General features: G+C 45.6%; 14 protein-coding genes and 1 pseudogene. 6 read left to right on the top strand and 9 right to left on the bottom strand.

The annotated features are described in order from the left end of the window. Positions 1-16: 16 nt before the first annotated feature. Entirely contained in the window at positions 17-2,497 is a 2,481-nt protein-coding gene (mrcB, locus tag HF322_RS10210) for a penicillin-binding protein 1B (RefSeq protein ID WP_169393408.1), read from the bottom strand. Positions 2,498-2,821: 324 nt separating this feature from the next. On the opposite strand from mrcB, the gene HF322_RS10205 reads away from it, so the two are divergent. After that, entirely contained in the window at positions 2,822-5,506 is a 2,685-nt protein-coding gene (locus HF322_RS10205) for a heavy metal translocating P-type ATPase (RefSeq protein ID WP_169393351.1), read from the top strand. A 77-nt stretch (positions 5,507-5,583) separates the two neighbouring features. Here HF322_RS10205 and HF322_RS10200 read toward each other — a convergent pair whose 3' ends face one another. Further along, positions 5,584-6,303, bottom strand: a complete 720-nt coding sequence (locus tag HF322_RS10200) for a Bax inhibitor-1/YccA family protein (RefSeq protein ID WP_169393350.1) — start codon at positions 6,301-6,303, stop codon at positions 5,584-5,586. A gap of 365 nt (positions 6,304-6,668) precedes the next feature. On the opposite strand from HF322_RS10200, the gene HF322_RS10195 reads away from it, so the two are divergent. Then, a complete protein-coding gene (locus HF322_RS10195) occupies positions 6,669-7,688 on the top strand; it encodes an NAD(+) kinase (RefSeq protein WP_169393349.1) in 1,020 nt (339 codons plus the stop codon). 25 nt (positions 7,689-7,713) lie between these two features. Continuing rightward, a complete protein-coding gene (locus HF322_RS10190) occupies positions 7,714-8,025 on the top strand; it encodes a YeaC family protein (RefSeq protein ID WP_169393407.1) in 312 nt (103 codons plus the stop codon). A gap of 82 nt (positions 8,026-8,107) precedes the next feature. Here HF322_RS10190 and HF322_RS10185 read toward each other — a convergent pair whose 3' ends face one another. The 4 genes and pseudogenes from HF322_RS10185 to alaS all read right to left on the bottom strand — a co-directional run bounded on the left by HF322_RS10185 (position 8,108) and on the right by alaS (position 13,555). After that, entirely contained in the window at positions 8,108-8,521 is a 414-nt protein-coding gene (locus tag HF322_RS10185; protein ID WP_169393348.1) for a HopJ type III effector protein, read from the bottom strand. Between the two features lie 132 nt (positions 8,522-8,653). Further along, positions 8,654-8,821, bottom strand: a pseudogene (csrA, locus tag HF322_RS10180) (carbon storage regulator CsrA); the annotation flags it as partial. Positions 8,822-9,280: 459 nt separating this feature from the next. Next, on the bottom strand, positions 9,281-10,564 hold the full coding sequence (locus HF322_RS10175; RefSeq protein WP_169393346.1) for an aspartate kinase: 1,284 nt from the start codon (positions 10,562-10,564) through the stop codon (positions 9,281-9,283). A 318-nt stretch (positions 10,565-10,882) separates the two neighbouring features. Next, the gene (alaS, locus tag HF322_RS10170) at positions 10,883-13,555 is read right to left on the bottom strand and encodes an alanine--tRNA ligase (protein WP_169393345.1); all 2,673 of its coding nucleotides are present in this window, start codon (positions 13,553-13,555) and stop codon (positions 10,883-10,885) included. A gap of 362 nt (positions 13,556-13,917) precedes the next feature. On the opposite strand from alaS, the gene HF322_RS10165 reads away from it, so the two are divergent. Continuing rightward, positions 13,918-14,130, top strand: coding sequence for a hypothetical protein (locus tag HF322_RS10165; RefSeq protein ID WP_169393344.1), 213 nt, complete (start codon positions 13,918-13,920; stop codon positions 14,128-14,130). A gap of 90 nt (positions 14,131-14,220) precedes the next feature. On the opposite strand, the gene HF322_RS10160 is transcribed toward HF322_RS10165, so the two are convergent. Then, positions 14,221-15,468, bottom strand: a complete 1,248-nt coding sequence (locus tag HF322_RS10160; protein ID WP_169393343.1) for a L,D-transpeptidase family protein — start codon at positions 15,466-15,468, stop codon at positions 14,221-14,223. A 475-nt stretch (positions 15,469-15,943) separates the two neighbouring features. Here HF322_RS10160 and prmB point away from each other — a divergent pair, with 475 nt between their 5' ends. Further along, positions 15,944-17,110 carry a 50S ribosomal protein L3 N(5)-glutamine methyltransferase gene (gene prmB, locus HF322_RS10155; protein WP_169393342.1) on the top strand — a complete coding sequence of 389 codons (1,167 nt, stop codon included), beginning with the start codon at positions 15,944-15,946 and terminating at the stop codon, positions 17,108-17,110. 58 nt (positions 17,111-17,168) lie between these two features. Next, positions 17,169-18,272 (top strand): chorismate synthase, encoded by a 1,104-nt coding sequence (gene aroC / locus HF322_RS10150; protein WP_169393341.1) that lies wholly within the window; start codon positions 17,169-17,171, stop codon positions 18,270-18,272. 35 nt (positions 18,273-18,307) lie between these two features. Here aroC and creC read toward each other — a convergent pair whose 3' ends face one another. Together creC and HF322_RS10140 are read right to left on the bottom strand one after the other, a co-directional pair. Beyond that, complete coding sequence (gene creC, locus HF322_RS10145; RefSeq protein WP_169393340.1) at positions 18,308-19,987, bottom strand: two-component system sensor histidine kinase CreC; 1,680 nt, start codon at positions 19,985-19,987, stop codon at positions 18,308-18,310. Between the two features lie 21 nt (positions 19,988-20,008). Beyond that, positions 20,009-20,791 carry a response regulator gene (locus tag HF322_RS10140; RefSeq protein ID WP_169393339.1) on the bottom strand — a complete coding sequence of 261 codons (783 nt, stop codon included), beginning with the start codon at positions 20,789-20,791 and terminating at the stop codon, positions 20,009-20,011. Positions 20,792-21,084: the final 293 nt, after the last annotated feature.

Genomic DNA, 21,084 nt, shown 5'->3' with positions numbered 1-21,084 from the left:
GTGAATGATAAAAATTTTATTGCAATTCAAACAATTCAAACGCGCGTTTATATAAATTTTTAATTTGGCGCTGGATTTGTTCGCCATCGATTTGGTCTTGTTGCTGGTTGGCGTTGCCATCTTCGCTCGCGTCAGGTTCAAGCCCTTCGCGGCGGCGCTGACGGATGATGTCGCTTTCTTGACCTTGCCAGCGCATTTGCTCACGGGCGCGGTCTTGCTGATACATTGCAATCGCGCAGCTGCTTGCCTCATCAGGAAGATGGCTTGACAAGACGGGCAAATATCGCGCTTCAGGGCAGCGCTCATTAGACAGCTTTCCTGAGTTGTTTTCAAGCCAAAGCCACTCGATACCTTCAGGTTCAGGAAGCGCGACGGGGGTGAGTTTAAGCCGGTTCATATAATCCACCCAAACTGGCAATGCCCCTGAGCCGCCGCTTAGCCCAATCGGTTTATTGTCATCGCGACCAACCCAAACCACGCTCACATAGTTGCCGCTGTAGCCTGCAAACCAAGCATCACGAAAGTCATTGGTCGTTCCGGTTTTCCCTGCCAAATTTAAATTGCTGCCAAGCGATTCAATGCGCTTTGCCGTGCCATTTTTGACGACTTGTTGCAGCCCATAGTTGACCAAATAGTTGGTTTCAGGGGGCACGCTGCGTTTGGTGTTAAGCCCTGTTCGCTGCAAAATTCGACCTTTGTCATCAATCACCGTTCGGATGCTGTGAATGGGCGTTCGAAAGCCGCCGGTAGCAAACACTTGATAAACGCCTAACATGTCCATTGGGCTTAAATTGACAGACCCCAATAGCACGGAAGGATATTTTGGAATATTCGCTTTAACGCCCAAGCGCTTTAACTGATTGGCAAAGGTATCAATGCCAAATTCCATACCAACGCGGACGGCAGCTTGGTTATAAGAGTGTGCTAGAGCCGAGTTTAATGACACAAAACCGTGATCGCGACCGTCATAGTTTCGAGGCGTCCACGTACCGCCATCAGGAAGGTTGACGGTAATGGGCGAGTCATCAACCGAGCTTGCCAAGTTGTAGCGACCGCTTTCAAGCGCGCTCATATAAATGACCGGCTTTAATAAGGAGCCGACTTGACGTTTGGCATCAATCGCGCGGTTAAATCCGGTAAATTCGCTGCCGCTACCAACGACCGCCACAAGCTCGCCAGTTTCTGGATTGGCGCTGACAAGTGCGCCTTGCAAGCCTTTGGTTTTGCTGCTGGTGCGTCTAAGCTCGCCCAATTTTTTGCTGACCGCATTGTCCGCTGCCATTTGTGAGATCGGATTCATCGTGCTGATGATGATTAGACCTTCATTTTTTAGATCGTTGGAGTAATAAACTTCGTTTAATTCACGCTTGACGATGTCCAAAAAGTCTGGGAATCGGCTTTTGCCATCGGTGGGCTTATCAACCACGCCAAGCGATTTTTTGATGGCGGCGTCATAATCTTCTTGAGACAAATAGCCTTCCACCAGCATATTGTTAAGCACGGTGTTTCGGCGCGCTTTTGAGTCGTTCGGGTGGCGGCGCGGGTTATAAACGCTTGGACCTTTTGCCATGCCAACGAGCAGTGCTTGCTGATCGATTCGCAATTCTTTAAGCGGTTTATCAAAATAAAACTGCGAGGCTAATCCAAAGCCATTAATGGAGCGCTTGCCATTTTGCCCCAAATAAATTTCGTTTAAATACGCTTGTAAAATCTCATCTTTACTGTAATGTAGCTCAAGCAATATCGCCATCAAAGCTTCATTGGCTTTTCGTTTAAAGGTGCGATCTGAATTTAAATAAAAGTTTTTGATCAGCTGCTGGGTGATGGTCGAGCCGCCTTGGCGTGATCCGCCAGTAAAGTTATTTAACACCGCGCGACCAATCCCGCGAACAGATACCCCATGATGCTCATAAAAGCCGCGATCTTCGGTTGAAATGAGCGCGTCAATAAGCGGCTGTGGCACGTCATCAAGGGAAATGACCATCCGGTCTTCATTGTTGTCCGGATAAATGCCGCCAATATTGACTGGCTCCAAGCGGATCAGCCCTGAGCTGTTTTTCTTAGTGCTTTGAATGTTTTTGATTTTGCCACCTTCAATGCTCAATTTAATGACCTGTTCAGGGTCAATGTCATTGGCACTGTAGGTAAAGCCGCGCGTATGAATAACATAGGAGCTTCCTGACTTATGAAAGCTTCCCGTTCTATCGTAATTTTTATCGCTTCGGTAGTTCAGCAGATCAAGCCAAGAACTGATGATGTTATTATCAACGCTTGCGCCTTGGTAAAGCTCCAAAGGCTGCGAGTACACTTGAGCGGGAATATCCCAGCGCTTGCCTTCAAATTTTTGGGTGATGGTGCGATCAAGTTTAAGTAAATATAAGGCAAACAGCACCATCGCAATGATGATGACGATGAGCAATAGCCCACCAAAAATCAAGCCAGATTGCTTGGTTGGCGGCGTTGATTTGGGCAAGTTTTGAGGATTAACAGGGATCATTGGCAAATTTTGCACCGAAAGCGTGGCGATAAGAGATAAAAAAATGCCTCATGATGACGCAAATTGACAAAATTTTCAATCTATCATCCTTATCATTGCGTTACGCAAGCGTTTGAAGATTGCAACGCGTGAAAGGTATATACTTAAACAGCGGCTTATTATCAAACGATCATAAAATGATAATAGCGGCAATAAAGGCAGTTATAACCCACGTTAATCTTCCTTTAAGTATTGATATTGCAACACCAATCATCATTATAATCAAAGGCTTTGCAGTTAATAAAACCAAGCTTTTTGCGTTCAGTTAAAGGACATCATGATTGTATGATAAGCTCAGCGTCCCCTTCTTCGTTTGATAAGACCTTGATTGACGGGTTGGTTTTGCCCCCTAGCGGTCATTGCTTCCACTGTGGTGATCCGGTGCCAACCCCGCCATTTTTTAGCACCATTTTAGGTTCAAAGCGTGAGATGTGCTGCCTTGGCTGCCAATTGGCGTCGCAAAGTATCGTTGAGGCAGGGCTTGAGCAGTATTATCTAGACCGATCAGAAATCAACCGAACGGCAAGTTTGCCGACCGAAATCAGCCGTCTTGAAGCTTATGACCACGATGACATCAAATCGCAATTTGTCTTTGCTCAAGATGGCTTGTCGGTTGCTGAATTATCCGTCAATAACCTGCGCTGCGCGGCTTGTACATGGCTGATTGAGTCGCGGCTTTATGAATTAAGCGGCGTTGAAACTTGCCAAGTTAACCTAACCAGTCAGCGAATGCGGGTAATTTGGGATGAAAAAAAGCTGCCGATCAGCCGAATTTTAGCCGTTATTAATGAGATTGGCTACGATGCCAAACCGTATCGGCAAGATACCCACGAGGCAATGCTGGCACGCCACAACAGCAAAATGATTTTGCGATTGGGGATTGCGGCGCTTGGGTCAATGCAAGCGATGATGTACGCGGTGGCACTATATTTTGGCGAATATAGCGATATGCTGGTATTTCAGCGCGATTTTTTACGCTGGGTATCACTGTTTGTAAGCGTTCCGGTGTTTTTTTATTCTGGCGTGCCATTTTTTACCTCGGCATGGTCAGCGATTCGCGCGCGTCAAGTTAACATGGACGTTCCGGTCAGTGTCGCGCTGATTATCACTTTTTTTGCCAGCCTTTATGCCACGATTGTGGGTCACGGTCAGACTTACTATGACTCGGTCAGCATGTTTATCTTTTTTCTGTTGGCAGGGCGCTATATTGAGCACAATGCAAGGCTAAAAGCGGCAAGCATGGCAAATGATCTGGTTGTTTTAGAACCGGTGTTGGTTCAAAAAATCAGCGAAAATAAAGCGGCGGCGGAGCAAATTTTACAACAGATCTCAATAAGTCAAAACGACGATAACAACAATAATAATAACGCTGCTGATTTTATGGCAAACCTTGATGACGCAACCAAAGCGTTATCGCAAAAAATCGCTCAAGCGTGGCAAAAGTCTTGGCAACAAAAGCCGGCTGCAAAAAATGATGCTCAAAAAGACATGGTCACCGCTCAAAGTTTGCAAGTGGGGGATATCGTACTTATTGAAGCGGGCGCAGAAATCATCAGCGATGGTATTTTGCTCAGCCAATCGGCAACGGTATCGCAAAGTCTATTGACCGGCGAGGGCGATTTGATTGTCAAACACCAAGGCGACTATATTGTTGGCGGCGCGCAAAACGACAGTCAGCCGTTTATGATGCTCATCACTGCTTTGCCAAAAGACAGCCAAATTGGCTTGATTGACCGCTTGATGAACCGCGCCATGAGCGAAAAGCCCAAACTTGCCCAAAAGGCAGACAAACTTGCGCGCTGGTTTGTCGCTCGGATTTTGGTGCTATCGGCTTTGGTGTTTATCGGCTGGTACATCGTTGACCCAAGTCAAGCACTTTGGGCAACCGTTGCTGTGTTGGTGGCGACTTGCCCTTGTGCACTGTCGCTTGCCACCCCAATTGCGCTGACAGTTGCCACCAATCGGCTGGCAAGCTACGGCTTTTTGGTCACTCGCGGTCATACGCTGCAAACCCTTGCTGAAATCACCCACGTGGCGTTTGATAAAACTGGAACGCTAAGCTTTGGTAAGCCTAATCTATTAACTACTGAGCTTATTCAACCAATCACAGAAAAAAACGCTAATGATCAAAAAGCTAAGCTTTTAGCCATTGCCGCCGCCTTAGAGGTAGGAAGCCGCCACCCGATTGCTCATGCGCTATTGACCGCAGCTTATCAATACCATTTACCGGTCACCAAAAACTTAGTTCATCATTTAGCAGGTGGTGTTGAAGCGGATATTGACGGCGTGACTTACCGAATTGGTCATGAGGCGTTTGCGCTTGGAGATTCATTGTCGAAAAATAGCGTCGTTGATTTAACCCATCACCAAGCAAGCCTTGCCGTCGTGCTATCTGCATTGATTGATGATATTTGGCAACCGAAAGCGGTGTTTTATTTTAATGATAAAGTCCGCGATCATGCGCTTGATATGATGCAGTCTTTGCAAAAATCTCGTATTAAAACATTAATGCTCACCGGCGACCCAAGCCCGCAAGCTTTAGTGATGGCAGAGCGTTTAGGAATGGATAGCGCCTTTAATGGCTTGTCACCAAATGACAAGGTTGAACACATCAAAGCCATTCAGCAAGAAGGCGGCATCGTGCTCATGGTTGGCGACGGCATTAATGACGCGCCAGTGCTTGGGGCAGCGAATGTTTCAGCATCGATTGCAGGCGCAGCAGATTTAGCGCAAGTGTCAAGCGACAGCATTATTTTAAATGGTCAAATTGAAGCGGTCAGCGCTGCCAAACGTATTGCTGATAAAACCGATCGCATCATCAAACAAAACTTTCGCTGGGCACTGGCGTACAACTTTAGCGTGTTGATTCCGGCAGTATTTGGTTACGTTCCACCTTGGCTTGCAGCAATTGGCATGTCGCTAAGCTCCTTGGTCGTCGTCTTAAATGCTCTTCGGTTAAAACGCGCTTAGTTTTATTAATTGATCGATTATTTTTTCCATAAAAAACCGCCCAAAGATAGGCGGTTTTTTGATTAAGCAGATAACAATTAGTCTTGCAAATAGCTTAATAGTCGTAAAAACTCAATATACATCCAAACGAGGGTGGCTAAAATGCCGATGCTAAACACCCACTCGTAATCTTCTGAAACGCCTGCTGCAACGCCGCGCTCGATGTTGTCAAAATCAAGCAATAAGCTAAATGAGGCAATCACTACCACAAATAAGCTAAAGCCGATGGCAATCATACCGCCATCAAATAAAAACGGTAAGCTTGAGCCAAAGAGCACAAAGCCCCACTGAACCAAGTATAAAATCATAATGGCAAAGATTGCGGACATCATGATCGAGCGAAATTTGTCATTGACTTTGACCATTCCTGAGCGATAAAGCCCAAGCATGACCGCGGCGGTCACGAAAGTTGCACAAAGCGCCGTTAAAGGAACACTTGGGTACATTTTCATAAAAATCATGGAAATGCCGCCTAAAAATATCCCTTCAAGCAAGGCATAAGGCACTGCCAATGATTTTGCCATTTGTGGCTTAAACATAATAAGAAAAGCGACTGCAACGCCTGCGAACATGCTGCCGATTGACGCCATATAAATAAAGCCGCTTGAGAGTCCTGCCATCAGCGCGTAAAAGAAAAAACCCAATCCAGATACCGCAGATAAGCCCAGCAGCATCGAGGTTTTTTGTACCACGCCTTTGACACTCATCGGTCGACCGCCAACAGCCAGCTCCGCGCGACTGACAATAGGATTTGCCATGATTACATCCTTCATTAATAAAAAAGTGCGATTAACGATAACGCTTAAGAAATTTTAATCACTTTAGCAAAACCGCAATGATTGTCAACAGGGATTATATTGCTGACAAAGAAAACAAACGTTTATTTTCCCGTGCTGTTTGACCCAGTGATTGCGCCCGATCGCTTTTATTTTGTTTCAATTGTCTTTGGGCGCTTTCGTTATATATGGGGTCATTGCAGTAAGATAACAGTCCTTAAAGGCAATGATTGATAAATTGTGCTAGTTTGTAGGGTTAATTATCGTTATTATAACCGCGTCGTTTGATATTCAGCGGCGATTTATGCTTTTTTACAGTCACTTCAATCCGGTAGATGTCAACGCTTATGCCGAGTCGCTTTATGGAAAACTCCGCGCAGTCTGAACGATTGCCTCACCTTCACGAATCTGAGCTGTTTCACGCCATCAAAAACCCCGCTTTTCGGCGCATTGGGCTGATGGGGCGGGCAGGAAAACGCAGCGTCACCCAAAGTTTGATGCAAATTGCTCAAACCATCAATGACATGAAGTTGACATTGATTATGGACACTGAAACCGCGCAATTACCAACGCTTGATTTCACCGAAATTGAGCGGGTTAAAGTGGTTAAACGCAGCCTGATTGGTGAAATTTGCGATTTGGTCATTGTGGTTGGTGGCGATGGCTCTATTTTGCACGCCGCTGAGGCGTTAGCCCGCTACCGCGTTCCGGTGCTTGGGGTCAACCGAGGTCGGTTAGGATTTTTAGCGGACGTCCGCCCAAGCGATGTTGAGTTTAAACTTCGTCAAGTGTTGATGGGTGATTATCAACTTGACCACCGCTTTTTATTAACGATGGAAATCCGTGAGGGCAGAAACATCATTCATGAAGATATGGCGCTCAACGACGTCGTTCTTCATGCCGGAAAATCGGTTCATATGATTGATTTTCAAATGAAAATTGATGGTCACGATGTTTATCGTCAGCACAGTGATGGCTTAATTGCAGCGACCCCAACTGGCTCAACGGCTTATGCGTTATCTGGCGGCGGTCCCATTATTCACCCAAGCATGGACGCTATTTGCTTGGTTCCTATGTACCCGCATACACTATCGAGTCGCCCGATTGTGGTCAGTGGCAACAGCGAAATTAGCATTCGCATCCACGAGGATAACCGAACTCAGCCAATGGTGAGCGCTGATGGTAAGCCGAGCATTCCTCTTGAAAAAGACCAGCGCCTTTACATTAGAAAGCATCCGGATAAACTGACCTTGCTGCATCCACCGGGATTTGACTTTTATGAAGCTTGCCGAATCAAGCTACACTGGAATGTTCATGCCGAAGAGTTTAGTATGGATACGGATGATGATATGATGGATGGCGAATAAGCCGCGCTGCAATTCGGAGACCATGATGGACAAACAAACCATATTAGCAAGCTTAACCCCTGAGATCGTCGAAAAATTCCGACTTGCCATTGAGATTGGCAAGTGGGCAGATGGTCGCAAAGTCAGCCCCGAGCAGCTAGAAACCTGCATGCAAGCGGTGATGATTTGGGAGCATGAGCATCTGCCGCCTGCCGAGCGCACAGGATTTATTCATAAGCCTGTTAAAAATAACGGTACGGTCGTCGGCGCGGATTGCGACGTTGAGCACGAGCATCATTATCCCAATTTGCCTAACCCAAAAGGTGCGATTCAGCCGGTAAAGTTTCGGAATAAATAGGCTTGGAAAATAAGTCTTTGGCATGAATAACTGACCATAAAAAAAAGCCGCCTTGATATAGGGCAGCTTTTTTTATGCTAAATTATACCGCTAATATTTTTAATGCCTTACGGAAATAAGAAGAGTGATCCGCCGCGTCCCAATCCGCGCGATCTACCAGCGGATTTTTTTGCATCAATAAGCCTTCCCAGCCCCAATGCAAAAAGTTGCGGATATTGGCGTGATCGGTTCCTGCAGGATTGCGTTTTACCGCTTCAAAATGCTCGCCAAACAGGGTTAGGGTATCAAGCTTATTTAACCCATGAAGCTTTGCAAAGCCAAAAATCTTGGCGCTGCCTTCATTTTCGCCAGCAAGATTGTGCTGAAGCCCATTCACAAATCCTACGGGGGTATAATAATAAAAATCATCGATAAAGCGAATGACGTCATTAAAGCCAATGGCGCGTTTGCTGATGCCATTTAATAACGCTGAAACATCTGATTGGCGAATACTCATAATGATTAACCTTAACGTAAAAGCTTGGTCAAACACCAAGCGGGAGGGCTAAAATTAGCGATTAAAATAATCTTCATCATCAAAAGAGGGGGCAAAGCTGCCTTGTTCAAGATGCTGCATTTGCGATTGCACCGAGCGCTCATGCTGAATGCGCTGATAAATCTCTTCACGGTGAACAGCAATATCTTTTGGGGCATTGACCCCAAGGCGCACCTGATTGCCCTTAACTCCAAGAACAGTCACGCTGACTTCATCACCAATCATTAACGTTTCGCCCACCCGGCGCGTTAAAATTAACATGCGTCACACTCCTTATGTCGCATTGACAAGTTATCATTCATTGCATTATATCTCAAGTTCAAAATATCGCCATCCCAAAATTAGGAGACAGTCGCCCACCATTAAAACGGTTTAAGCTTAATTTTTTAATGGTGCAGCGTTGATAAAAGCCGTCGTTATTGACTTATTTTTGCATAAAATAAGAGCTATAGTCTCATTTCGCCCAAATACTGATCTTATTATAGGGGTCAGGGGTCAGACTGTCACGGCTTTTTGCCATTTGATCAGCGAATCAAGTAACTAATAAGTCACTAAAATAGCGGATCACTCAGGATTTATCGAGATTTCAAACAGCAATTAGGGTCAATGATAACCCTAATCTGAGAGATAAAGACATGTTGGCGTGTTGCTTTTTAGTATGCCACTATTTGGCAAATTGACGCGTTATGATCGATATGGCGATCTGTCAGCCGGTAGTGATCAGCTGGCGACGCGGCTTTCACCGTCCGTGCGATCAAGACCAAAAGCGGTGTGCAAAGATTTAACCGCTTTTTCAAGATGCTGCTCTTGAATAAGAACGGAAACCTTAATTTCGCTGGTTGAAATCATCTCGATATTGATGTTGTTTTCAGCCAACGTTTGGAACATAAGGCTTGCAACGCCTGCATGTGAGCGCATTCCCACACCAACCAAAGACACCTTGACCACATCGCTTTTGCCCAAAACGTCAGCGGCGCCAATTTCATCTTTGACTTTATCGTTAAGCACTTTGATGGTTTTTTCCATATCAATGCGGTTGACGGTAAAGCTAAAGTCGGTGGTGCCATTGGTAGATAGATTTTGGACTATCATGTCAATTTCGATGTTGGCAGCACCGATTGGGGTTAAAATGGCGGACGCAATTCCTGGATGATCCGGAACGCCGCGAACCACGATTTTTGCTTCATCGCGGTTAAAGGCGATTCCTGAGATGATTGCCTGTTCCATGTTGTCTCCTTCATCTATCGTAATTAAGGTGCCGACGTTATTTTTAAAGTCGTCATCAAAGCTGCCATCGATGTTGTCATCAAAGCTTGAGAGCACCCGCAGTGGGACGCTGTATTTCCCTGCAAATTCAACGGAGCGGATTTGCAGGATTTTTGAGCCAAGGCTTGCCATCTCAAGCATTTCTTCAAAGGTGATTTTTTTCAGCTTTTTGGCTTTTGAGGTGACTCGTGGGTCGGTGGTATAAACGCCATCAACGTCAGTATAAATTTGGCATTCATCTGCGCCAAGCGCCGCCGCTAAGGCAACTCCGGTGGTGTCCGAGCCGCCGCGACCCAATGTGGTGGCATTGCCAAGCTCGTCAATACCTTGAAATCCTGCAACGATCACGACGTTACCGGCATCGAGCTGATCGCGGATGTTTTTATCATCGATGGATTCAATTCGAGCTTTGGTGTGGGCGCTGTCCGTTTTGATCGCAACTTGGCGACCGGTAAAAGACTGAGCACCAATGCCAAGCTCTTTGATTGCCATAGCAAGCAGTGAGATCGAAACCTGCTCGCCCGTTGAGACCATTTGGTCATACTCGCGCGCGTCAGGTTGGCTGCTGATTTGGCGGGCAAGGTCGATCAAGCGGTTGGTTTCGCCGCTCATGGCAGAGACGACGACGATGACTTGATGACCATTGTCATGCCAGCTTTTCACACGTTTGGCGACGTTTTTGATGCGGTCGATACTGCCCATGGAGGTGCCGCCGTATTTTTGGACTATTAGCGCCATAAAAAGGTTACCTATTAATCATCATGACTTATTTAATCCGCCCAATGCGGCGATTAAAGTCAGCCAAATTGTAAAAATCACGTCGCTGAAAGGTCATCAAAAGACGCCTTATGAAATCTGCAATTCAAGCTTTAAAATGATAAGCCTAATAAGCTTCAGTTGCGAGGTACTTTATATCATATTTACACAAAAAATTTAAGCGCTAGCCTTACAATGATTGATGACGATTGGTCATAGCGCTTATAACCAATCGTGTAAAATGAGCGGTTCTTTCTTATTACTTCAAGATTTAATATCGATTAATCTTAAGCTTCTATTTTAAGCTTCGAGTTTCGGTTTGAGCCAGTCGCTAAGATTTTTGATAACCGCTTCGGTATTATCCGCTTTTGGAGCGCCGCCTTGAGCATAGTCCGGCTTCCCGCCGCCTTTGCCGCCAAGCTCGCCTGCCAAATGACGGATGATGTCGCCCGCTTTGACTTTGCCACTCAACGATTTAGCAACGCTTGCTGCCATTGCTAATTGACCGTCTTTATCACCGATTAAGACAATCACGCTGTCGCTAAGTTTTGATTTGACATCGTCCATTAAGGGGCGGATAGATTTGCCATCGATTCCGGAGAGTAGGCTAACAAGCACTTTGGTGCCGTTGATTTCTTGAACGCTGTCCATAAGATTTGCCGCTTGGTTACTGGCAAGCTTTTGCTCTAAGCGCTCGATTTGTTTTTCAAGCTCGCGCAGCTTTTCGCTCATAATTTGGATACGATCGGCAATCTCAGGGCGTTTGATTTTTAGGCGGCTTGCAAGGGTGCTTAATTGGTGCTCGCCGTCTTGCAGATATTTGACCGCTGCCATGCCGGTGAGCGCTTCAATCCGGCGGATTCCGGCGGCAATTCCTGACTCGCTAATGATTTTAAACATACCGATGTCGCCGGTGCGCTCAACGTGAAGACCGCCGCAAAGCTCGATAGAAAATGGCTTTGATTTGCCGTCAATGGTGTTCTCGCCCATGGTCAACACGCGAACTTCATCGCCGTATTTTTCACCAAATAACGCCATTGCGCCTGATTCCATCGCCTCAGCAATGCTCATATAACGGCTACAAGCTTTCGTATTGGCTTGGATTTGCTCATTAACCAAGCGCTCAATCAAGCTGATTTGCGCCTCAGTGACCGGCTTATCGAAAGAAAAGTCAAAGCGCAAGATCTCGCTTGAAACCAACGAGCCTTTTTGGGTGACGCTATCGCCAAGCACTTGGCGCAAGGCGGCGTGAAGCAAATGCGTTGCTGAGTGGTTTTTGGCGCTGGCGGCGCGGATACTGGACTGGACTTGAGCGTCGGCGGTTTGCGCAGCGCGGATTTCGCCCATACTGACCACACCATGATGAATGATGGCTTGACCGGATTTTTTGGTATCTTGAACGTCAAAAACGCCCGATTCGGTATGAATTTGCCCAAGCTCGCCAACTTGACCGCCGCCTTCGGCATAAAACGGCGTTTTATCCAATACTAAAACGCCCTCAGCGCCTTCGCTTAAGCTGTCAACGGCTTTGCCATCGCTATAAAGGGCGCTGATGGTGACGTTATTGTCCGTTAAACGCTCATAACCTAAAAACTCGGTTGGCGAATCGACTTTGACCACTTGGCTATAATCAACGTCAAATTTACCGGCGTCCCGAGCGCGGGCGCGTTGAGCCTGCATATGCTCATCAAACTCGCTCTCATTAATAGTGATGCCGCGCTCGCGAGTGATGTCAGCGGTCAAATCTAGCGGAAAGCCATAAGTATCATAAAGTTTAAAGGCTGCAGCGCCCGACAATTCATCACCAGCTTTGAGTGAATCAAGCTCGCTGGCAAGCAATTTCAGCCCTTGAGCAAGCGTTTTGGCAAATTGCGTTTCTTCTTTTAAAATGGCAGTTTCAATGAAGTCTTGCTTTTCAATAAGTTCAGGATAAGCGTCGCCCATAACCTTGCCAAGGGGGGCGACCATTTTGTAAAAAAACTCACCGTCCGCTCCAAGTTTATTGCCATGACGAACCGCTCGGCGAATGATTCGGCGCAGCACATAGCCGCGACCTTCGTTGCTTGGCATGACGCCATCGGCAATCAAAAATGCCACCGCTCGGATATGGTCGGCAATGACTTTTAAGGACGCTTGCTGCTCGTTGTTGATGCCTAAAATATCAGCAGCGGCATCCATCAATTGGGTGAAAATATCAATTTCGTAGTTACCATGAACGCCTTGCATGATGGCGCTGATACGCTCAAGTCCCATTCCGGTATCGACGCTAGGCTTTGGTAGCGGCAGCATCGTGCCATCTTTTTGGCGGTTAAACTGCATAAATACGCAGTTCCAAATCTCAATATAGCGGTCGCCATCTTCTTCAGGTGTTCCCGGAAGACCGCCTTCAATGTCCGCACCATGATCAAAAAATACCTCAGTACAAGGTCCACAAGGTCCGGTGTCGCCCATCGTCCAAAAGTTGTCGGAAGCAAATGGCGCACCTTTATTGTCACCAATGCGAATGATGCGCTCGACAGGTAAACCAATGTCATGATGCCAAATGTCAAATGCTTCATCATCGGTATGATAAACGGTCACATAAAGCTTGTCTTTATCAATACCAAGCCAGTCTTTTGAGGTTAAAAATTCCCAAATATAAGCAATGCCATCTTTTTTAAAATAATCGCCAAAAGAAAAATTGCCAAGCATTTCAAAAAAGGTATGGTGGCGCGCCGTGTAGCCGACGTTGTCCAAATCGTTATGTTTGCCGCCTGCGCGAACGCACTTTTGTGAGGTTACCGCTCGCGTGTAGTCGCGTGGCTCAAGCCCTAAAAAGGTTTCTTTAAACTGGTTCATTCCCGCGTTGGTGAACAGTAGCGTTGGGTCATTAAACGGAATCAAGCTTGATGAGGGAACGTGGGTGTGCTGTTTGCTTTCAAAAAACCGAATAAAAGCGGCGCGGATGTCGTCGGCGCGAAAAGGCTGGCTCACAAAAGCTCCTTAATTGAAACGAGATAAAAGGCGAGAGGAGGATTGACCCTCAAAATGAGGCTGACAAATACAATGCTCACAATTTTAGCACAATCAAAGATGGGGTGTGAACGTTTCGAAAGTTAAGAAGGGCGCTTTGGCTAATGAGATCGCAAGAAGGGTTGATGACAAGCTAAAAAATGGCAAATCGTAAAATAAATATGGATAAAATTTAAGACCTCAACCAACTCCATAATACTATCATGGTTTTGGACGATTGTCAGTAAAATAGTATGAGCGAGGCGATCACAACAATCACTTACTTTTTATAAGGAATTAAGTTATAAATAAGCTATTCCCACAACAACGATGAGGATTACGTTATGAACTGGCATTTATTCTCAGTGATTTATTCGATGGCAGCAACCGTATTGATCGGTATTTTAATTATTGCAGCATTAACCACAGGGTTTAATCAAATCCCTCATATTTGGATAGCGGTTGGGGCTGGGTTTTTACTTGCCGTTCCTGCAGGTATCTTTTTCACTAAAAAAGTGGGCAGCATTACCGGTGAAGAGAATGGCTATAAAGTGTAATCATTGCCAGTTTTCCTCATTAAAAAACAGCGCTTAGTGGCGCTGTTTTTTATTGTGAGTACTTTAAAATGCAAGTGCTTTAAAAATGGGTTACTTCAATTCAACCGTCGCGCCATTATCGATATTGGCATAAACTTCAAGCACATCCCAGTTGGTCAAACGAACGCAGCCCGCTGATGCTTGGCGGCTGATGCCTTCAGGTTTTGGCGAGCCGTGAAGCCCGTAAGATGGCTTAGATAGTCCCATCCAAACAACGCCAACGGGGTTATTGGGTCCTGGTGGCAGCATATGGATTTGCTTTTGATCGCCTTCGCCAACGGTCGCTTTATACCATGGCATTTTGACTTTATTGACGATTTTAAACGTACCTTGTGGTGATGGGGTGCTGTCACTACCAACAGTGGTCGGATAGGTTGCAACCAGTTTATCGCCGTTATAAGCATATAGCGTTTTGTCCGCTTTGTTAGCGATCACACGAGTAATGCGCTGATTTAGCGGATCGCGGGTGTTAAGTACGGTAATGGTATCGCCTGCTTTATACGCTTTATTTTTATTAAGCTTTTCTAAATAGCGAACATCCATATGAAAGCGCTCACCAAGCATCTCTTTAATATTTTCATAATAAAGCCCTTTCATTTTTGATTTGGCTTCGGCGCTAGCAGGCGTTGGTGCAAAGTTGGTATTCACATCTTCATCGGTCAAGGTGTAACTCACCAAAACAGGCTTGTTCGCTGGAATGTTTTTAATCAAAGCATCCCACGTTTTTTGATCCATCGTTCCGGTTGGTGACAAGCCTTTCATATTTTGAAAGTTAATCAGCGCTTTTTTGCTGTTCATTCCCCAGCCGCCATCGACAGGTCCTGGCGAGGCGTGGTTCCAATCAAGCAGCGCTTGCAATTTGATGGTCATTGCCGAGTTAATTTTCATATTTGGCGACCAAACGGCATCGTTCACTTGTTTGGCGTAGTTGGATAAGTTTAAGGTGGTGTGCTTTTTACCATCAATGCTTTCAATACTTTTGATTGCCGCATCGCTGCCATCGGCTTTTTGCTGGGTCAAGTTATAGGTATTAATTTGCTCAGGCGTCATTCCGGTTGTTTGTGCCGGCGAGGCAACCGCTTGACCATCGGTAATGTCATCAAAGCCATCAGATTGACTTTCTTGAGGGGCAGGAGCCGCCGCTACAACTGGGTTTTGTTGCTTATGGTCAATCAATTGATTAAGGCGGTCATTTTGAGCAATTTTTTTAGAATCAATGGGCGCGGCAATACTTGGCAAAGCGATGGAAGTGCTGATTACCGCAAGGGTCATTGAAACAATAAGTGGCTTTATTTTCATAAGGTTAGTCACAGTCTATAAGGATTAATGACAATATTATGCGCATAATTGCGTCCTATCGCAAACTTTTGATACATTTTTTTTCGCCATTGATCGTAAAATGGGGTTGCGCAATCAAGAAGTAAGAATCAGGTGGCAATAGAGCAAACAATCAGGGTTTGTTTACAGTTGGGAAATCCAAAGGCAAGGTGGCTAAAAGTGGCTATATTAAAAAATGGTTATATTAAAAAGTAGTGATATTAAATAATTTGAATCAAAAATTAGATTTATAAAAAGGCGATTAAAATAACGCCGGTAAAACGTGCCGCTGATTGGCACTTAATAGTGATTGCGTTTATAATACAAGGTTAAAATTTAAGCGCTGATGCGCAATAAACAGCGATAACGAAATATTGTTATTTGTAATGTTTAAATGATGCGCATTTTGCCAAGACGGTTCTTGGCGGCTGATAACAGGTAATGATTAAGGGTTGATATGTCCGAGCACCAAACGATGAGCGCTGAAGAGTTTCAGCGTCAGTATTCAGCGGATAACGAGATTGACATCGATGGCGAGGCGCTGTTTGAGGCCGCAGAAGACAGCTTTCATCCGCTGGCATCGCTGAAAGTTGAGTTTGATGAAGCTCGCGAGCAGCTATTTAGCATCCGTGATTTTATTCGCTTTGCGGTCACGCAACTTCGCAATTATGATGTGGTGGTGGCGCAAGGGACAACGGACGAGTTTGCCGAAGCTTCTGCCATTGTATTGCACTGCTTATCGCTTGATTGGTCTGCTAACGAGCAAATCCTTGATTGCCGGTTGACCAATTCTGAAAAACAGGCAGTATTAAGCTTGCTTGAGGCGCGGATTGCTGAGCGTAAGCCTTTGAGCTATTTGATTAATTTGGCTTATTTTTGCGATTTGCCCTTTTATGTGGATGAGCGCGTGCTTATTCCAAGATCACCCATTGCCGAATTGATCCGTCAGCAGTTTTATCCGTATTTTGATGTGACGGATCTAGCCAAGCCTGTCATCCAAAATGATGGGGCAGGCGAGTTTTACGACCATGGTCTTGAAATGAAGCAGTTATCGCAACCTGAGCGAATTTTGGATTTGTGTACCGGATCAGGTTGTATCGCGATTGCTTTAGCGACCCGCTTTGTGGATGCGCTGGTTGATGCCGTTGATATTGACAAAGGCGCGCTTGAGGTGGCAATGGTCAACGTCGATCATCATGATTTAGGTCATCAAATCAATGTGATTGAGTCGGATTTATTTGCCAAATTGCCTGCTGACCATCAGTATGAATTGATTGTCACTAATCCGCCTTATGTGGATGCCGCGGTAATGGCAGATTTGCCGCCAGAGTTTTTACATGAGCCTGAGCATGCCTTAGCGGCTGGTCAAGATGGCTTGGATTTGGTGCATCGAATTTTATTTGCCGCGCCTGATTATTTAAGTCCTGAAGGGCTACTGGTTTGTGAAGTGGGCGATAGCGAGTGGGCGCTTTGCCAAGCGTATCCTGAGATTCAATTTGACTGGCTAAAATTTGCCCACGGCGGTCACGGTATTTTTGCCATTACTTTTGATGAATTAATGGAATACCGCGAGCTGTTTGCGCGTTATGTTCGAATGCTGGATAATGAAGCGCGACCGCTATAGTGCTATAAAATAAGCGGCTAAATCATTTAAAAATGGATAATCATGCAAAAGGATGGTCATGGCAGGAAATACGATAGGTCAGCTGTTTCGGGTAACGACTTGCGGGGAGTCGCATGGCGCAGGGCTTTTAGCAATCGTTGATGGCGTGCCGCCTGGATTGTTACTCACTGAGGCAGACTTGCAAGTGGATTTGGATCGGCGCAAACCGGGAACGTCAAAATATTCGACCCAGCGCCGTGAGGACGATGCCGTTGAGATCATCTCAGGTGTTTTTGAAGGCAAAACGACAGGAACGTCCATTGGGCTTTTGATCCGCAATACCAATCAAAAATCCAAAGACTATAGCGAGATTAAAGACACCTTTCGCCCCGGTCACGCCGACTACACTTATAGCATGAAGTTTGGCTTTCGTGATTATCGCGGCGGCGGTCGCTCATCTGCGCGCGAAACGGCAATGCGCGTGGCGGCAGGAGCGATTGCGAAAAAGTATCTGTTTGATCGCTTGGGCGTTGAAATTCACGGTCACGTCACCCAAATTGGCAATGAAAAAGCCGCAGTTCAAGAGGCCAGCGCCATTGATTGGGACTTTGTAAATAGCAATCCATTTTTTTGTGCCGATATTGACGCTATTCCACGATTTGAGGCGCTTATCGATAGCCTTCGCCGAGAGGGCACCAGCTGTGGCGCTCGCCTTGAAATTATCGCAAGTCAGGTTCCCGTTGGTCTTGGTGAGCCGGTGTTTGATCGTTTGGATGCTGATATTGCTCATGCCATGATGAGCATTAACGCGGTGAAAGGGGTTGAAATTGGCGATGGTATGGCGGTTGCCGAGCAGTTTGGTCACAGTGCCCGCGATGAGCTGACCCCAAGCGGATTCACTGACAATCATTCTGGCGGTATTTTAGGTGGTATTTCCTCAGGTCAGGATATCAAAGTCAGCATTGCATTAAAACCTACCTCAAGCATCACTACCGCTGGCAAAAGTATCAACACCCAAGGTGAAGCCATTGATATGATTACCAAAGGTCGCCATGACCCTTGCGTTGGTGTTCGCGCGGCACCCATTGCCGAGGCGATGCTTGCCATTGTGATCCTTGACCATTATCTGCGCCATCGTGGTCAAAATGCTGATGTTAAACCGCCGATTAAAGCGATCGTATAAGGATGAAAAATTAAGCGTTATAATCATCATAACACTTAATTTACTTTTAATCGCGGTTTGATAACCGGTAAAGTTAATGTCACTATGACGCCATCTTGGTTTTGATAATGAAAATTATCAATGTTGACTGTGCCGCCATGATGGGTGATGACCTGCTTGACTAACGTTAGCCCAAGTCCTGTGCCTTTTTTTGGTGCGTTATGAGAGCGGCTTTGGTGCGATAAGCTAAAATAACGCTCAAATGCCTTTTTTAAAGCAAAGTCGGGTAGGGCTTTACCATCGTTGAATATGCGAACAATCGCTTGAGATTGGCTTGTTTTTCCTGTCAGTGGCTGCTGCAAATCAATCGTCATCATAATTTGCGACTTGGCAAAATAAATGGCATTGTCCATGATATTTTGCAGCGCTTGGGTCAGCCAAAATTGGTCTGCTAACACATAAATTGCATTAAAGTTAGCCTTATCGCGTGTCGCTAACTTTGCCAAATCCAGCGTTTGACCTTGAAGCATAATTGTAATGGGGGCAAGGTGCTGCTGCTGAAGTTTAACTGTATTATTTTTTATCAAGCTGTTGATTAACACCAACAAATCGGTCGGCTGCTGATTGAGCTTAAAGGTCGGCTGCTCAACTTGCGAGAGCAATAACAAACGGTCAATCAGCTGCTGCATTTTAATGCTTTGCTCATTGATCGTTTGGCTGAGCATCAAGCGATCATCTGCGTCCAACTCATCATCTTCAAGCAGCTCATTGCTGGCGCGAATGGCAGTCAGCGGACTTTTAAGCTCATGGGTCAGCGTATGCACGTAATCGGTCACATAGCCTTTATTTTCAAGGCGATGCTTCATGGTTTCGATGGTGTCAGTTAAGCTGTTAAGCTCATTGCCCAAATAAAAATACGGCTTTTGCGTATCCTCAGCCAGTGCTTGGGTATACTGGGTGACCAGCGTAATACTTTGCTTGAGCCACCATGCCACAAGCCCTGCTAAAAGTAGCGCAATCACACTCATAAAAAGCGCGCTCATCAGCATTCGATGTTTGGTGTCAGCTAAATAAGGTAAAATGCTAGCAACCGATTTGCCCACGCTGACCACGCCGATGAGCTTGCCGTCATCATCAATAATGGGCTGAGCCACATAAACCGCCGTTTTATCGCGCTCTTGCAAATCGGTGGTACTTCGCGTTCCAAATTGACCTTTAAGCGTTAAATAAACGTCATTCCAGCGGCTATAATCTTGACCTTCGGCGTTAAAAGGCGCGGCAAGCGAGTCATAAATTACGATGCCTTTAGCGTTTGTTACATAAATTCGGCTGCGTAAAAAATGGTTGTTCAAAGTTGGCTTAAGATTTGCCGATTCTGAACTGGTAAACATCGCATCTAGTTTGTCTTGATAATCTGACTCATAAAGCTGACCGCTTGCCAAAGGGGCTTGTAAATTGACCGCGAGCAAACGGCTTGTATCAAGCAAGGTATCTTCAATCACTTGATGAGCGGTCGGGCGGATATAGCCAAACATTTGCGTAAAAATAGCAATACCGCAAAGCAGTAATACCAATGCCACGGCAAGCCAAATCCGAAAAAAAATGCTTAAATTTAACCATTTTCGTTTTGGGCTTGGGTCAGGTTTAGGGCTGCCAATTGCATGCAATTTGGCGTACCAATTGGCAGGATTGGTTTTGTTCGTCACCTCAGCAAGCGGGGCGTTTGGTTTGATCATAAATATCAACGCCATAAAAAATTAAGCGGGACAAAGTCCATAACCCAAACCGCGATGGGTAAAAATCACCTCGATGCTGTCATCAACCGCCGCTAACTGCTTTCGGATAGATTTGATATGGCTGTCAATGGTTCGGGCAAGCCTATGATCAGGATAGTCGCTCACTGCTGTGAGCAATTGCTCGCGGCTAAAGACTTGATTGGGCGCTTGCAATAATGTGAGCAGCAATTTGCGTTCAGTATTGCTCAAATCAAGCTTACTGTCTTGCCAAAATAACGAATAATTGATCGGCTGATAGTGCCAAATGCCAGAATTACAATGAAACGTCAGTCCTTGTGAGGTTGATGGCTCATTGTTTTCAGAGTTAATCTTAGTTAAAGGATATTTTAAAAATTGGTTGTCATTGTTATGCTGCCGAATCTCGCGCCGCCAAATGGCATTAAGCCGTGCTACAAGCTCTCGCGGGCTAAAAGGCTTGGCACAATAATCATCACCACCCAAATCAAGACCGGTTATTCTATCAACCTCATCACTGCGGGCGGTTAAAAACACGATTGGGAGATCTTTAACTGCGCCAATATCAACCGATTGGCGAATCGTTTGGCAAAGGCTTAAGCCGTCGCCATCTGGAAGCCCAACATCCAAAATAATCGCCGATAACGACTGCGCCTCGGTTGATGATAAATACGGCATCACGCTTGAGGCGTGATCAAGCCAAGTCATTTGCCAACCTTCACGCTTGCAAGTGATTTTCAGCGATGTTGCAATAGCCGGATCATCTTCGACTAATAAAATTTGCGTCATAACGTTCTAAGCCGCCATTTTTAACCCATCATGATTTATTATTATCGTAGCATAAGGTCAAAATTATGCAGCAATCAGTCCATGAAAAGCTGTGGAAAATTGGTGAATCAAACTAGGTCGTGTCTTCAATTGGATAAGCCATAAATAATAGCTACAATACTGCATCTATGGATATGATGCGAGAAATACGAGTCATGGCGAGAACAGCCCTAACAGATACGCTTTGGGAACAATTGCAATCAACAATGACACAGCATGGCTGCTATCAAACTCAAAACAGTCGAGAGGTCATG

It is taken from the genome of Psychrobacter sp. MF31, assembly GCF_012847335.1.
GTDB lineage: Bacteria > Pseudomonadota > Gammaproteobacteria > Pseudomonadales > Moraxellaceae > Psychrobacter.
This window is presented reverse-complemented; position numbering and strand designations above follow the sequence as displayed.

Coding starts and splice junctions, on each gene's coding strand:
- mrcB (WP_169393408.1), bottom strand. CDS start 2,497: ATGATCCCTGTTAATCCTCAAAACTTGCCCAAATCAACGCCGCCAACC.
- HF322_RS10205 (WP_169393351.1), top strand. CDS start 2,822: ATGATAAGCTCAGCGTCCCCTTCTTCGTTTGATAAGACCTTGATTGAC.
- HF322_RS10200 (WP_169393350.1), bottom strand. CDS start 6,303: ATGGCAAATCCTATTGTCAGTCGCGCGGAGCTGGCTGTTGGCGGTCGA.
- HF322_RS10195 (WP_169393349.1), top strand. CDS start 6,669: ATGCCGAGTCGCTTTATGGAAAACTCCGCGCAGTCTGAACGATTGCCT.
- HF322_RS10190 (WP_169393407.1), top strand. CDS start 7,714: ATGGACAAACAAACCATATTAGCAAGCTTAACCCCTGAGATCGTCGAA.
- HF322_RS10185 (WP_169393348.1), bottom strand. CDS start 8,521: ATGAGTATTCGCCAATCAGATGTTTCAGCGTTATTAAATGGCATCAGC.
- HF322_RS10175 (WP_169393346.1), bottom strand. CDS start 10,564: ATGGCGCTAATAGTCCAAAAATACGGCGGCACCTCCATGGGCAGTATC.
- HF322_RS10165 (WP_169393344.1), top strand. CDS start 13,918: ATGAACTGGCATTTATTCTCAGTGATTTATTCGATGGCAGCAACCGTA.
- HF322_RS10160 (WP_169393343.1), bottom strand. CDS start 15,468: ATGAAAATAAAGCCACTTATTGTTTCAATGACCCTTGCGGTAATCAGC.
- prmB (WP_169393342.1), top strand. CDS start 15,944: ATGTCCGAGCACCAAACGATGAGCGCTGAAGAGTTTCAGCGTCAGTAT.
- aroC (WP_169393341.1), top strand. CDS start 17,169: ATGGCAGGAAATACGATAGGTCAGCTGTTTCGGGTAACGACTTGCGGG.
- creC (WP_169393340.1), bottom strand. CDS start 19,987: ATGATCAAACCAAACGCCCCGCTTGCTGAGGTGACGAACAAAACCAAT.
- HF322_RS10140 (WP_169393339.1), bottom strand. CDS start 20,791: ATGACGCAAATTTTATTAGTCGAAGATGATCCGGCTATTGCAACATCG.